This window comes from Priestia sp. 3CA3, assembly GCF_056836725.1.
Genome location: NZ_JBXENJ010000002.1, coordinates 184,486 through 198,196 on the forward strand (window position 1 = coordinate 184,486; position 13,711 = coordinate 198,196).

13 protein-coding genes are annotated in these 13,711 nt (G+C 38.3%); 1 reads left to right on the forward strand and 12 read right to left on the reverse strand.

What is annotated here, in order from left to right; all coding sequences use genetic code 11:
- Positions 1-8 precede the first annotated feature (8 nt).
- The 10 genes from AC1VNJ_RS05760 to AC1VNJ_RS05805 form a co-directional block, all read right to left on the reverse strand.
- Positions 9-1,295 (reverse strand): branched-chain amino acid ABC transporter permease, encoded by a 1,287-nt coding sequence (locus AC1VNJ_RS05760; protein WP_482640448.1) that lies wholly within the window; start codon positions 1,293-1,295, stop codon positions 9-11.
- A gap of 9 nt (positions 1,296-1,304) precedes the next feature.
- On the reverse strand, positions 1,305-2,291 hold the full coding sequence (locus tag AC1VNJ_RS05765; protein WP_033579574.1) for a branched-chain amino acid ABC transporter permease: 987 nt from the start codon (positions 2,289-2,291) through the stop codon (positions 1,305-1,307).
- Positions 2,292-2,372: 81 nt separating this feature from the next.
- Positions 2,373-3,548 (reverse strand): branched-chain amino acid ABC transporter substrate-binding protein, encoded by a 1,176-nt coding sequence (locus AC1VNJ_RS05770; RefSeq protein WP_033579416.1) that lies wholly within the window; start codon positions 3,546-3,548, stop codon positions 2,373-2,375.
- A gap of 488 nt (positions 3,549-4,036) precedes the next feature.
- Positions 4,037-4,174: a hypothetical protein gene (locus tag AC1VNJ_RS05775; RefSeq protein ID WP_168760963.1), complete on the reverse strand. Its 138-nt coding sequence runs from the start codon at positions 4,172-4,174 to the stop codon at positions 4,037-4,039.
- A 166-nt stretch (positions 4,175-4,340) separates the two neighbouring features.
- A complete protein-coding gene (locus AC1VNJ_RS05780) occupies positions 4,341-4,703 on the reverse strand; it encodes a P-II family nitrogen regulator (RefSeq protein ID WP_013057611.1) in 363 nt (120 codons plus the stop codon).
- A 14-nt stretch (positions 4,704-4,717) separates the two neighbouring features.
- The gene (locus tag AC1VNJ_RS05785) at positions 4,718-5,944 is read right to left on the reverse strand and encodes an ammonium transporter (protein WP_028412855.1); all 1,227 of its coding nucleotides are present in this window, start codon (positions 5,942-5,944) and stop codon (positions 4,718-4,720) included.
- 264 nt (positions 5,945-6,208) lie between these two features.
- Positions 6,209-7,747, reverse strand: a complete 1,539-nt coding sequence (locus AC1VNJ_RS05790; protein ID WP_328141245.1) for an AbgT family transporter — start codon at positions 7,745-7,747, stop codon at positions 6,209-6,211.
- Between the two features lie 230 nt (positions 7,748-7,977).
- A complete protein-coding gene (locus AC1VNJ_RS05795) occupies positions 7,978-8,940 on the reverse strand; it encodes a class F sortase (RefSeq protein ID WP_033579418.1) in 963 nt (320 codons plus the stop codon).
- A 106-nt stretch (positions 8,941-9,046) separates the two neighbouring features.
- Entirely contained in the window at positions 9,047-10,390 is a 1,344-nt protein-coding gene (locus tag AC1VNJ_RS05800) for a hypothetical protein (RefSeq protein WP_033579419.1), read from the reverse strand.
- A gap of 434 nt (positions 10,391-10,824) precedes the next feature.
- Positions 10,825-11,688, reverse strand: a complete 864-nt coding sequence (locus AC1VNJ_RS05805) for an alpha/beta fold hydrolase (RefSeq protein WP_033579420.1) — start codon at positions 11,686-11,688, stop codon at positions 10,825-10,827.
- Positions 11,689-11,837: 149 nt separating this feature from the next.
- Here AC1VNJ_RS05805 and AC1VNJ_RS05810 point away from each other — a divergent pair, with 149 nt between their 5' ends.
- Positions 11,838-11,990 (forward strand): YflJ family protein, encoded by a 153-nt coding sequence (locus AC1VNJ_RS05810; RefSeq protein ID WP_080754441.1) that lies wholly within the window; start codon positions 11,838-11,840, stop codon positions 11,988-11,990.
- Between the two features lie 155 nt (positions 11,991-12,145).
- Here the strand turns inward: AC1VNJ_RS05810 and AC1VNJ_RS05815 are convergent, their stop codons facing one another.
- On the reverse strand, positions 12,146-13,078 hold the full coding sequence (locus AC1VNJ_RS05815) for an alpha/beta hydrolase (protein WP_033579421.1): 933 nt from the start codon (positions 13,076-13,078) through the stop codon (positions 12,146-12,148).
- Between the two features lie 15 nt (positions 13,079-13,093).
- Positions 13,094-13,648: a GrpB family protein gene (locus AC1VNJ_RS05820; RefSeq protein WP_482640449.1), complete on the reverse strand. Its 555-nt coding sequence runs from the start codon at positions 13,646-13,648 to the stop codon at positions 13,094-13,096.
- Positions 13,649-13,711: the final 63 nt, after the last annotated feature.

Below are 13,711 nucleotides of genomic sequence, written 5' to 3' on the forward strand. Positions count from 1 at the left end.
TTTCACCTCTATAGATTGACGTTTTTCTTAGCCGTTGAAATCACAGGCTGTATTTCTTCTTCAGCTTCTTCTTTCAGCTCTTTCAAATCGAACGTAGGCTGTTTAGCAGGAACCAATCCCTGAGACCTGTATAGAGCAAATAAAATAAGAAGTCCGCCAAAGATAAATCGCTGCATTTTAGCTGGCGAAAGTGCATCCGGTATAGAGATAACTCCGTTTAAGCTCAGCTGATTAAACCAATCCGTGAGCTCCGTTAATACTTGAAGATTAAGAATGGTTACAACCGCTGCTCCAAGTATGACGCCCGGAACGCTCCCCATTCCTCCTAAAATAACCATCACTAAAATCGTAATAGATTCTAACAGCGTAAAGCTGGTTGGATCGACAAACGTTTGCTTCGCGGCAAAAACAACTCCCATCATGCCTGAAAATGATGCACCAATAGCAAACGCAAGCAGCTTTGTTCTAACAAGGTGAATTCCCATCGCTTGAGCGGCAATTTCATTTTCACGAACCGCTTTCCACGATCGTCCTACTTTAGAATATTCAAATCGCCGTACAATAAAAATAACCGCAGCTAAGATGACTAATACTACATAATAGAACTGACTTGGATATACTAAATTAATCCCAAAAATAGAAGGCGGCGTCACGGAGGACAGCCCCATTGCCCCGTTTGTAATATTGATCGGTTTATCCAAATTGTTAAACACAATTCGAATAATTTCCCCGAATCCAAGCGTAACGATAGCTAGATAGTCTCCTTTTACGCGCAGCACAGGTATACCAAGCAAAACTCCAAATAAAGCGGCTATTAGGCACCCTGCAATGATAAAAAACCAAAAGCTTTCTCCTGATAATGGGTACGTACCAAAAGGCATAAAATTAGCAGCTTGATTAGTCGCGAAAATTCCATACGTGTAAGCCCCAACTGCAAAGAAAGCAACAAATCCCAAATCCAATAATCCGGCCAATCCGACTACAGTGTTCAACCCAAGTGCCATAGCAACATAAATGCCTACTAGCGTAGATACTTCCATATATGATTCATAAGCAGGGCCTTGGCTAGCTGAAAAAGGAAGCAACACAATTAAAATGACCCCTGCTATTAGCCATTTTAATTTAGTAGAAAGAGACATAAAGTACAGAAGTAATAATGAAAATAAAAGAAGTAAAAATGCGACGACGGACTTTTGGGCAAGCATTAAACTACCGCTTGTTGCAATTACATATATAAAAAATAAAATGATTTGCACCTTTTTGTTTCCTTCAAGCCTACTCATTAATTTTTTCATCGTCATCACCTACACTTTTTCTGTAACGGCTTTTCCAAATAAGCCTTCTGGTTTAAAAATTAACACCAAAATCAAAATAGCAAATGCAAATACATCTTTATACTCTGCTCCTAAAACATTGCCGGTAATTGTTGATAAATTCGCAGCTGCAAACATTTCAAGAATGCCAAGCATTAGCCCTCCAAACATTGCGCCTCGTATATTGCCTATTCCTCCTAAAACTGCTGCTGTAAAAGCCTTTAATCCTAATATGAAACCAATGTAAGGGTCAATTGTTCCGTAATGAAGCGCAAATAACACGCCGGTTGCTCCCCCTAAAGCCGAACCAATAAAAAAAGTAAGAGAAATAACTTTGTTTACATTAATGGACATGAGTGAAGCCGTATCGGGATCTTGAGCTACGGCTCTCATTGCCATTCCCCATTTGGTTCGATTGACGAAAATTTCGAGTCCGATCATTAAGCAAAGAGCAACAATTAACACTACGATAAACGTTACTTTAAATGTAGCATCATCAAATGATGATGAAAGAGAAGAAGCGTTAACCGATACTTTTCCTGAAAATAAAGCAGGGGTATTAACAATATAATTACCATTCTTAAGTTCCGTAATGAAGCGCACAAAATCCTGTAATAGAAACGACATTCCGATAGCTGTAATAAGTGTAATTAGTTTAGAAGACTTGCGCAGGGGGCGATAAGCCACTCTTTCAATTCCCATACCAAGAAACCCAGTCGCAACACTCGTAATAAGAAGAACTAAAATTAACGTCACAACAGCTGGAAAAGCTGCAATCCAACCTACGCCTGTTAATCCTATTAAAATAGCGGTTCCGATAAAAGCCCCTGACATAAAAATTTCGCCGTGTGCAAAATTGATGAGTTCTAAAATGCCATATACCATCGTATAACCTAGGGCAATAATTGCATATACAGCTCCTAATGTTAGTCCGTCGATTAACACTTGCGGCAGCGTTTGTATAATATGAGCAAACATATAACCTCGTCCCTTTCGTCCTATAAAATCAATTTTAAGAAAAGAAAGGTACGGAACATCCATACCTTTCTTTTCTAAGGTTTACTGTGAGATTTCCCCTTCTAATTTAGCTGGATATGAAGGAGCGTCAAACTTATAGATAAAGATTTTAGCGTATTTATTGTCTCCTTTCTCATCAAATCCTACCTGCGTAAGTTCTCCTTTGTATTCTTTAATACCTCGTACAGCATCACGCACTGCTTCATGAGAAGGAAGCTTTTTATCATTGTCTTCAATTGCTTTTTGAATACCTTGAAGCATAACCTTCATGGAATCATACCCGTATACAGAATATGACTCTACTTTTTTATTGAATTTCTTCTCATAATCTTTAGCAAATTGTGTTTTGGAAGCATCTCCTGCTACTGACGTAAGGTACGTATCTTTTACAGCATCTCCAGCAATATCAACTAAAGTTGAGGAGTCTAAGCCATCTCCTCCCATAAATTTAGCGGTAATTCCTTTGTCACGAGCTTGCTTAATTAAGAGTCCGCCTTCTGCGTAGAGCCCTCCAAAATAAACGAGATCTGGCTTTTCTTTAGAGACTTGATTTAACACACCGTTAAAATCTTTTTCTCCAACTGTAATTCCTTCAAATCCAACAATTTTTGCCCCTTCTTTTTCAGCCGCTGTTTTAAAAGCGTCTGCAAGCCCTTGTCCGTAGGCTGTTTTATCTTGAATGACAAAAATATTTTTTGCTTTCAACTCTTTAACAGCATATTTCGCTCCTGCAGGCCCTTGGAAGTCATCACGGGCTACAATGCGGTTAACTGTTTTTAACTTTCGGTCTGTTACATCCGTTGCTGTACTTGCAGGAGAAATCATTGGAATTGAGTATTTCTCATACGTTTCAGATGAAGGAATGGTAACTCCTGAATTTAAATGTCCTATTACGCCATAGACAGCTTTGTCTGATCCGATTAACTGAGCGTTTGCTACGCCTTTTTTAGGATCGCCTTGGTCGTCATACGGCACAAGCTGAAGTTTATATCCTAATTTTTTAAACGTGTCTTTTTCTTCATCAAGAGCTAGCTGAGCTCCCAGTTTGATCGCTTCACCTAACGTTGCACTACCTCCTGACAAAGGGCTTTGCGTAGCAATTTTAATAACATTGCTGCCTTTATCTTCTCCTGATGTACTGTTGCTGCCACAGCCAGCTACAAATCCTACTGATAAGACCGTTGTTGCTAAAATAGATAACATTTTTTTACTTAGCATGTAGTAATCGTTATAAAACGCGTAATAGCGGCTAGTCTTTTATAACGATTTTCCCTCCCTTTGTTCGCGTCTAGAACGCTTTTTATCTTTTCGGCAAATGTCATTTCTGAAAACGGTAAAAAAGCTTGCTGTTTATGTACACTGATTGTCACATCCTTTCATAATAGATTCACTCTCCTATACAGAGAGAAACTAATAAAAGTAAAATTATAGTCATTTTTTACTATTATAAAAGGATAAACAGCACTATTTCACCAAACTTGTCAGTAATAATGACACATATTTTTATAATTTTCTTAATTTTATAAAAATAATTTTAATTATATTCACTTGTTTTTTGCGATATACTCCTTGACCGTATATATAACAAAAAAGCATGTCACCATAAGGAAACATGCCTTGTAACTATTCAACCTAAAAAAAGGTTGAGACATAACGAAATGAATCTAACCGAAAGACGGACAAATGAGATACATGGGCTGGCCGGCTTATGACACCGCAGTTGATTTCCGTGCAGGGCTTCGCTTTCCGCGGGCGGCCGCTGAGCCTCCTCGTCGCTTGTGCTCCTGCTGGGTCTCACCTGTCCCGCTTTTCCCGCAGGAGTCTCCGCCTTGCCCTCCAATCAACTGCTAGAAGGACAGAAACAAATAAAACGATAGGCATCATCACAAAAAACAAAAAAAACGAACCCCTCATTAAATATGTTGATGAGTGGTTCGTTTTTCACTTGGGCTAAACTACTTTTGTCCCAGCCTCTTTTTATGACCCTTTGTTTTCCGCTTCTCCCCGAGTTTAACTATTGTTTCGTAATGCCTGTGATCCCTCTTCCCCTGTTCGGATCTTAATCGCATTCTTTAATTCATAGATAAATATTTTCCCATCCCCAGGCTGACCTGTATTTAGTACTTTTCTTGCTTTATCAACAACGTCGGATACGGGAACTTCGCACACAACAATTTCTACTTTAATTCGGGCGTGCATATTGTCTTGTTTTTTGACCCCCCTGTAAAGTTCCGTAATGCCTTTTTGCAATCCGCATCCTAACGCATCTGTAACCGTAATACCGCTCACGCCAATTTTTGCTAGTTCTTGCTTAAGCTCTTCAAACTTTGAAGGGCGCGTAATAATTTCAATTTTTGTTAAAACATCACTCACTGTGCCCACCCCTTTTACATATTCGATTCGTGATACGCTCTTTCACCGTGCAGCGTAATATCAAGCCCGAGCGTTTCTTCTTCTTGTGTTGCGCGTAGAGATACTACCAACCCAACCACTTTAACAATAATGAAGGTAGCGATGCCGACAAATAGATACGTTGCTACGATAGCCACCAGCTGTTTCCATAGTAGACTTGGGTCTCCGTAGAATAAACCATTCGCGCCGGCATCATTTACAGAAGTTGTGGCAAATAAACCCGTTGCGATACCTCCCCATGTTCCCCCAATACCGTGAAGACCAAATGCATCTAACGCATCGTCGTAACCGATTTTCTTTTTAAGTGAGAAGATACCCCAGAAACAAACTGCTCCGCCGATAAAACCAATTACAATAGAAGCAAACGGTGTAACGAATCCACAAGCTGGTGTAATAGCTACAAGTCCAGCAATCGCTCCCGAAACGGCTCCAAGCAGCGTAGGCTTTTTATTAATAATCCACTCTACTACAAGCCAGCCGATAATTCCTGTTGCTGCCGCTGTATTCGTGTTAATGAAAGCCGTCATTGCAACGCTGTTAATAGTTAAGGAACTTCCAACGTTAAATCCAAACCACCCGAACCAAATCAGCATTCCGCCTAAAAGAGTTAGCGGTAAATTGTGAGGTGCTGCAGCATCGGCATTTTTTCGTTTTCCAACAACAAGAGCTAGAATTAATCCTGCTACACCTGATGAAATGTGAACGACGTTTCCGCCAGCAAAGTCAATAGCTCCTAGTTCACGAAGCCATCCGCCAACTCCCCAAACCCAGTGTGCAACGGGTGCATATACAAATAATGACCATAGGATAGCAAATAAGATAAATGCTGAAAACTTCATGCGCTCTGCAAAAGCACCAGAGATAATAGCTACTGTTAACACAGCAAATGTTAGTTGAAACATCATAAACATGTTATGCGGGATCGTTGCGCTGTAGTCCCCGTTTGGAGTGAATCCAACGCCTTTTAATCCCACCCAGTCCAAGTTTCCAATAAAAGCATTGCCACCGGTCGAAAATGCTAGAGAATAGCCAGCTACTATCCAAAGAACAGATATGACAGCTAATGAACCTACGCTATACATCGCGGTACTTAACATGTTTTTACTTCGAACCATGCCTCCGTAAAACAATGCAATAGCTGGTGTCATAATCCAAACCAATAATGCCGAAAAAAACATAAATACTGAATCGCCCATTTGCATGATGATTTCCCCCTTAAGTACGAATAAATAACCCCTAAATTCAATGTTAGATTATATAACATATATTGTTATGTTTACTATCATATTTGATTTATATGTATTTAGCAACTACTTTTTGCAAATTTATTCAGAAAACTTTTGTTTTTAAAACTCTTTTCTTTTTGTTATTTATTCTTCTATGTACACAGAAGCTGCAATATTTTTTGTGTGTGTTAGAATTTCTGACATAAAAAATCCTCTTCTACTCCAAGAAGAGGATTTTTTTTACAAATACATATATACACCTGGTCCTAAAGGAATACCGAATACAGCAAAAACAATCAACATTACAATCCAAATTCCTAAGAAGGCTAAAGTATAAGGAAGCATAAGTGAAATGATGGTTCCAAGTCCTGCTTTCGGCTCGTATTCTTTCATAAAGGCTAAAATGACAATCATGTATGGATTTAAAGGAGTGATTACATTCGTAGACGAATCCGCTATTCGGTAAGCTGCTTGAATAAATCCAGGATTGTATCCTAACAGCATGAATAATGGAATAAAAATAGGTGCTTCTAGTGCCCATTGAGCAGAGCCGCTAAAAATAAGAAGGCTTAGAACCACAGTTAAAAATACAAAACCAACCACAACTGGAAGTCCAGTTAGATTTAGTGCTTTTAATGCATCCGCTCCTTCTACTGCAATCCACGTTCCAATATTAGTCCAATTAAAGTAAGCGATAAATTGAGCGGCGGCAAAAATAAGGACAATATAGCTAGCCATATCTTTCATCGAATCAGTCATATAAGAAGGTATATCTCTAGAACTTTTGATTTTCCCTACTGTTATTCCATAAACAGAGCCAACTACCACAAAAAACAGCAGCGTAATCGGAATGATACCATCTAAAAAAGGAGATGGAACAATTCCGCCGTCTTCATTTCGTAGAGGAGAGTTGGGCCAAAATAAGAAAACAGCTAGTACAACGACATAAATACATGTAGCAACGATACTGTTTTTTAATCCTTTTGCTTCTACCTCACTGATTTCACCAAAATCATTGCGTTTTTTCCCTTTATAATTACCCAGTCTAGGTTCTACAATCTTTTCAGTGACGATCGCTCCTATAATAGTTAAAACGAATACAGAAGCCGCCATGAAGTACCAGTTCGCTGCAGGACTGACGGCAGCGCTTGGGTCGATTGTTTTAGCAGCTTCAGTAGAAATGCCTGATAACAATCCGTCGGTTCCGGATATAATAAGATTCGCTGTAAAGCCTGATCCCACCCCAGCAAATCCTGCTGCTAATCCAGCAAGCGGGTGTCTTCCTACTGTATAAAATATCATTGCGGCAAGCGGAGGCACGATGACAAAAGCAGCATCTGCGGCTAAGTTGGCCATAATCCCTGTAAAAATGATGGCGTATGTAATAAGAGCTTTTGGAGCATTTAAAATCGTTTTCTTTATGGCCACTTCAAGCAGACCTACTTTTTCTGCAAGTCCGACTCCAAGCATCATAGCAAGTACAAGTCCTAAGGGCTTAAATTCAGTGAAATTGGTCAGCATCGATGTTAAGATATACTGAATGCCTTCATGCGACAACAAACTTTTAATTGGAAGAGTCTTATTAGTACCAGGATGGACCACTGTTACTCCCATACTATTAATAGCAACAGACGCTAATACGATAATAAGCGCTAAGCATACAAACAAAATAAAAGGATCAGGTAGTTTGTTTCCGAATGCTTCTACTCTTCCTAATAGTTTGTCTAGTAAGGTTGTTGGATGTGATTTTTGCTCTGTTTGCAAATTAGGTTGTGCCATACTTTCTCTCCCTTTTCTTTTAGATTCTTTTTGTTTTTTTCCTTTTAATTACCAAAAAGACTATTAGTACATAATAATCTGAATATTTATATTATTCAATTATTATTTTTAAGGAATTTTTATTTATCTATTAAAACTAATAGCATTTAGATAAATAGAAAGCCATAAGATATCTTTTGAATCGACAATCAAAAATAACAAAAAGCTCTCCGTTTGAAGAGAGCTTTTTGTTATTTCGCTATACTAGATGGGGCAGACTCTTTTCCTGACTCGTTAACAGCTGTTACATAATAACGAGACTGAGATGCGTCGGAGTCGGCAAAGCTTTTTCGCTCAAATTCCGAAACGCTGCCAATATGGACAAATGTTCCGCCTGGGTTCTTTTTATAAATTCGGTAACCGATAATATTGCCTTCTCGTACCGCGTACCACGTAAGCAAATTACCGCTCATCTTTACATGTGTGGGAGGTTGTGGTGCAGTTGCTTCACGCTCCAATTCTTTTGCTTGGTCAGCTTTTAGTTCTGTATATACAACTAACCTCTCTTGATGGGTTCCTTCTGCACGGTCAAACGTGCCTGTACACGTAATTAGATTTAAATTACGTTTGTTGCTGTACCCAAAAATTTCGTTTAAAGGTGCCTTATCTCGCGGATAGCTTTTTGTACGTTTAACAACAAAGGTAAGCGTGGTCCCCTGTGCATCTCTTACGGTAATTTCATCGTCTTTTTTTAAGTTTTTTAGATTATAAAAGACGGCAGGACCGGTTTTACTGTCTACGTGTCCTGCTAGTACAGCATTTCCTTTTACGCCAGGTTTAGCTCCTGGTTCAAACCAAGCAACTCCATTTTCTGTAGATGGCGCTGCCATTTCACCGCTGTCTAATAACCCTACTTGTTCAATTGAAGCCTCCACATGAATAGCTGGAATGGACACTTTTGCAGGAATGATTCCTTTGAATTCTTTGTTTAACTGTTTGGCTTCTGTTTTATGCTTTTTTAATACAGCAAATTCCTCTTCAAGCGTTACCCGGCTTTTTAAATCTTTTGATTGTGCTTCTTTTTCTTTTTGCTTAGCTGCATTCTGTTGCTTCATTTCTTTTGCTTCTACCATTTGTTCTTTAAAATATAGTCCGCCGCTAACAAGCAGGACTAAACTTAATATACAGTAGGCGAGAACAATCGCTTTTTTCACATCGTCACCTCGTTTCACAGCTGTTTATAAAAAAGAAGAGAGAACAACCTCTCTTCTTTTTTTAGGACTCTTGACTTGTAATTCATAAGGAAAAGGAGAAAAAATATTATTTACTTACTGGTTTCTTGCGTAAAATAACTCCAGCTGTTAATACAGCTAACGAACCTAGTGCAATATAGATCGCTGTTAGTGGGTTCATCGTTGATTCAGATGCCCCGCCCATACCTGTTTTCGGCATATCTGTTGGCATAGCTGTCTCAGCAAACTTATCGGGATTTTGTTTTACAATCGCTTCACCTAAAGCTTGGCCGACACCAAACATTAATTTATACCCTTCACGGTACGTATCATAACTTCCAGCGTAGTCGCCGGATGCATATTGCTCAAATGTTTTAATAACCGTATCTTCATGTGCTTTTATAGCTGCCTGTGCGTCTGCAGTTGGAAGGTTTCCATCTGTTGCTGTTCCTAAGAATGTACCAAATTCTTGCGCGAATTTATGGAGCTTGTCTTTAGCAGCTTTTTCTCCTGCTTCATCGCCTTTTACTTGTGCACTTACTAGTTCAGCTTGGGCATTGATGTGATCTCCTTGCCAAATTTTTTCGAATTGTGCAGCCCCTTCATCGCCATATACTGAACCGATTGCAGCTTTAAAATCTGCTGTGTTAGCATTTTCTAACCAGCTAACATAGTCGTAATCTTTTGAACCGTTGAACCCTTTTTCCATTCCCATTGTTGCTAAAGCAAAATGTTCTGCTGCTAAGCTGTTTAATGAAGAACGTAAATCTGCTGCTGGTGTATCTACTTTGGTATTGTCGAATTTATCGGGCATTTGCGTTACGATTGCATTTGATAACGCTTTACTAATGGCAAACATTTGCTGATATCCTTCGCGGTATGTTTTAGCGGCCGCTTCGTAGTCACCTGCTACATAATCTTCAAATGTTTCTTTTACTTGGTCTTCATGTACGCGAAGCGCTTCTTTTGCTGCATCTTCAGGTAGTTTGCCTTCCGTAGCAGTACTTAAGAACTTAGCAAATTCATTTACGAATTGATTTACTTCTTTATCTACTTCAGCCATGGCTTCTTTGTCATTTTCTTTTGTTGCTTTTACAAAATCATCTGTGTAATTGTTATGTTCTCTGAAAATTCTTTCAAATTCAGCTGCTCCTTTATCACCATAGACAGACGCAATAGCAGGCTCCATGTCAACGGCATTTTGGTCCAATGCTTTAAACGCAGCGTCAGCGTCTTTAGAACCGTCATAGGCTGTTGTCATAGCGGCAACGGCAAGCGTAAAGTGTTCAGATAATAAGTAGTCTAAGTTCGCTCGTAAATCTGCAGCTTTTGTTACTGCCGTTGGTTGTGCTTCCTCTGCGTTTGCAATTGTGGGCATCAATAGTGAAGCTCCTAGTACAGGGATCATTAACTTTTTGCTTAATTTCATCATTTTCCACTCTCCTCATTTTTAGTTGATGTACGCTACTTTTTTCATTCTTACTACATCTTAAATCATTAAATAGATTGAACATTTTGAATATTCTTTATATTTCACCTTCATGTTCTCCCGTATTTAATGACTCTTTTTAGGAAGTATTCTCTTTCTATCTACTAAACGATTGGCGAATGACCTTGGATCACTTTTTTAAAACTTTTTTAAGATGTCATTTTCATCAAGAATTCCTTCCCTTTCTACTTATCTAACGAACGCTTTGTTCAGCTAGATCACTTTTTTTGAAAAAGTTTTTAACCGCTTTTTTTCAAGAAGTACTTCCTTTTCTACTTACCTAACGATCACCTTATTCTGTTGGATCACTTTTTTAAAAATTATTTTAAATTCAAAAGAAAAAGAAAGGTTTCTAAAGGAAACCTTTCTTTTTCTCTTTACTTATTTAAAAAATTCCACATCACGTTGTTTACTTCTTGAGGCTTTTCATGCTGAGGGGCATGAGATGCTTCAGCTAATCGGTGAACAGATATGTTTGGCACATACTCTTCAATACCATCTAAGTTTTCAGGCATAAAAGTAGGATCTTGATTTCCCCAAATAATTTGTACCGGGATGTTTAACACTTCTTCTTCTAACGGAAACAAAGATTTTCTTCGAAGGTCTTCTTCCGTGAAAATCTTTAAATTGCGGTAATAACTTAGCATGGACAGCACAGAGCCATTTTCCCAAGAGTTCATGTATGCTTGAACATCATCAGCTGTTAGGTATCCTTTTTTTACACCTGGGTCGATCACAAGCTTACGCAAACCTGAGAAGTTGTCTCGTTCCATATAGTCCTGTGCTTCTTGTTTTTGAAACCATTTCATATACTCACTTGCTTTTTGCTGATTTTTATTTGTTCTAAGCTCACGCATAAATGTATAAGGGTGCGGACCGTTAAAAGCAATTAATTTTTGTACATATTCCGGGTAGCGATAAGCGAATGTCCATCCGATTCCTGCTCCCCAGTCGTGTACAACTAGCGTGCAGGAGCTATATCCTAGGCCTTCAATCACTTGGCGAATATCTTCTACTAATACATCAATCTCGTATGATTTTAGTCCGCTTGGCTTTTCAGATAAGTTATATCCTCTTAAGTCCAGAGCAACTGTGTGAAAATCATTAGAAAATTCATCTATCTGGTGTCGCCAAATATGCGAAAAGTCAGGAAACCCATGAAGAAATAGCATAAGCTCTCCTTGTCCCTTGCTTATGTAGTGCAAATTAACGCCATTTACGTTTATATACTGTTTGCTCATTGTTCATTTCCTCCTTTTATGTAGCTGTAGAGCAGTATAACGCTGTAAAAAATGAACGTCAATTCATTTGCTTCGTTCACTTCTTTTTAGTTCTTTTTATGAATATAGTTAATTATTTAGAGTGGATTTTTTTGAAGGAGTGATTAACAATGGCTCATATCTATTCAAAGGGCTGGTTTGTTCAGCAGTTAAAAGCGGCCAATATCTCTAAAATTGATGGAAGAAAGCTAGAAAGTTATAAAACCTATATTCTTCGTAATTTATATGCTGAGCTTATAGAACAAGGTAAAATCGACGGCTAAAAGAGGTTGAGACATAACGAAATGAATCCCATCTAAAGATTTACACAAATGAAATCTACGTTTGTCTTAACAAAAAAACGAACCACTAATCAAAAGTTTTGATCAATGGTTCGTTTTACATTTCGTCTAACATATTTTTGTCCCATCCACTTTTTTTACAGGGATTGCTCAATAAAAGATAATACCCGCTTTACATATTCTTTTTTGTATACATGATAATTTTGAACGTGTTCTGCTTTATCAGTTTTCCAGAAGGAAAAAGCATCCGGGTGTGTTTTAGCCATTTTTTCACTTTCAGTGTAAGGGATTTTTGTATCTCCTGTGCTGTGTATAAATAAAATTGGTCGAGGGTAAATATGCTCGACTGCTTTAATAGGACTAGCTTCAACAGGATTTACATCTGCAATAACAGGAAGAATAGCAATGGTTAGCGGTGTAAATGGAAAATTTGGTAAATGAGACCATACAGATAGATTTTCTTTTAAATAAGAGGTTAAATCACTAAAAGGACTATCGGCTACCACTGCTTTTACGTCGTCATCTTGAGAGGCTGCTAATAAAGAAGTGGCTGCTCCCATTGAAATGCCGTAGAGCACAATTGGCTCTTTTTTTGTTTCTTTCATTTTCTGAATAACGCCTAATAAATCGAGCTGTTCTTTTACACCAATCGTCGTTTGATTTCCTTCTGAGTCTCCTGAATCTCTAAAGTCAAACATGACTACTCGATATCCCGCTTTTACAAATTCTTTACTCAGCGGCAGAAAGCCCGCTCCTTGTGCTTCACGGTTATTTCCGTATCCATGTGACATAATAATGGTCGCTTTTGGCTGTTCCGTTGGTTCAATCATCCATCCTTTTAAATGGGTTATTCCGTCTTTGCTCAAAAATACTTGATTGCTATAGTGCATGCCGTAATCACTAGGATTTTTCACAGCAGGATTTTTATCTAGTTTTGTCAGGCTTATGCCTACATAAAGAGAAATGGCCGTACAAAGTACAAAACAAAGAATAACAAAGGATATCAGGCTGATCCATATTGTTTTTTTCTTTTTACCTGTATTTGTCTGTCGATTTAGAACTGGAGTCAAGCTCGTTCCTCCTTTTTATCTAAGATCATCTTTCCTATTCTTATTGCTGCTTTCCTTTCTCCATTTTAAAGCTAGCCCATCTATTTTATGAATAAAATTCGTTTTATTTTCCACATATTTTTCCGGTTCAAAGCGATAGCGATGCGCTAGTTCTGTTTTCAACGTTTCGTATTCTTTTGCTGCATCAGGGTGAGTACGCAGATAATCTCGAAACCATATATGCCGATTAATTTCTGGGTGGCCTTTTTCATAAATATGAACGTGGTGGGTTCTTTCATTTCCACCTTTTTGGAAGTATCGTCTTCCTTTTATGCCGTTTTCACCTTTTGCTTCATATCCAAGCTGTTCCATCTTTTGATTATATGTATCTACTTTTTTTATATCTTTCACTTCAATAAGTAAATCAATAATGGGTTTTGCGCTTAAGCCGGGAACAGCAGTGCTTCCGATATGATGAACCTCTAAAACTTGAGCTGACATTATAGTTGTTAAGGTGGCAGCTTCTTTTGAAAATTCCTTTTCCCACGCGATATTATGAGGTGTCAGCTGAATTTCTCTTACGGACTTCATCTTCAATTCCTCCTTTTGTAACGAAAAAACTGCTTACTATAGAATAGCCTATAATAAGCAGTT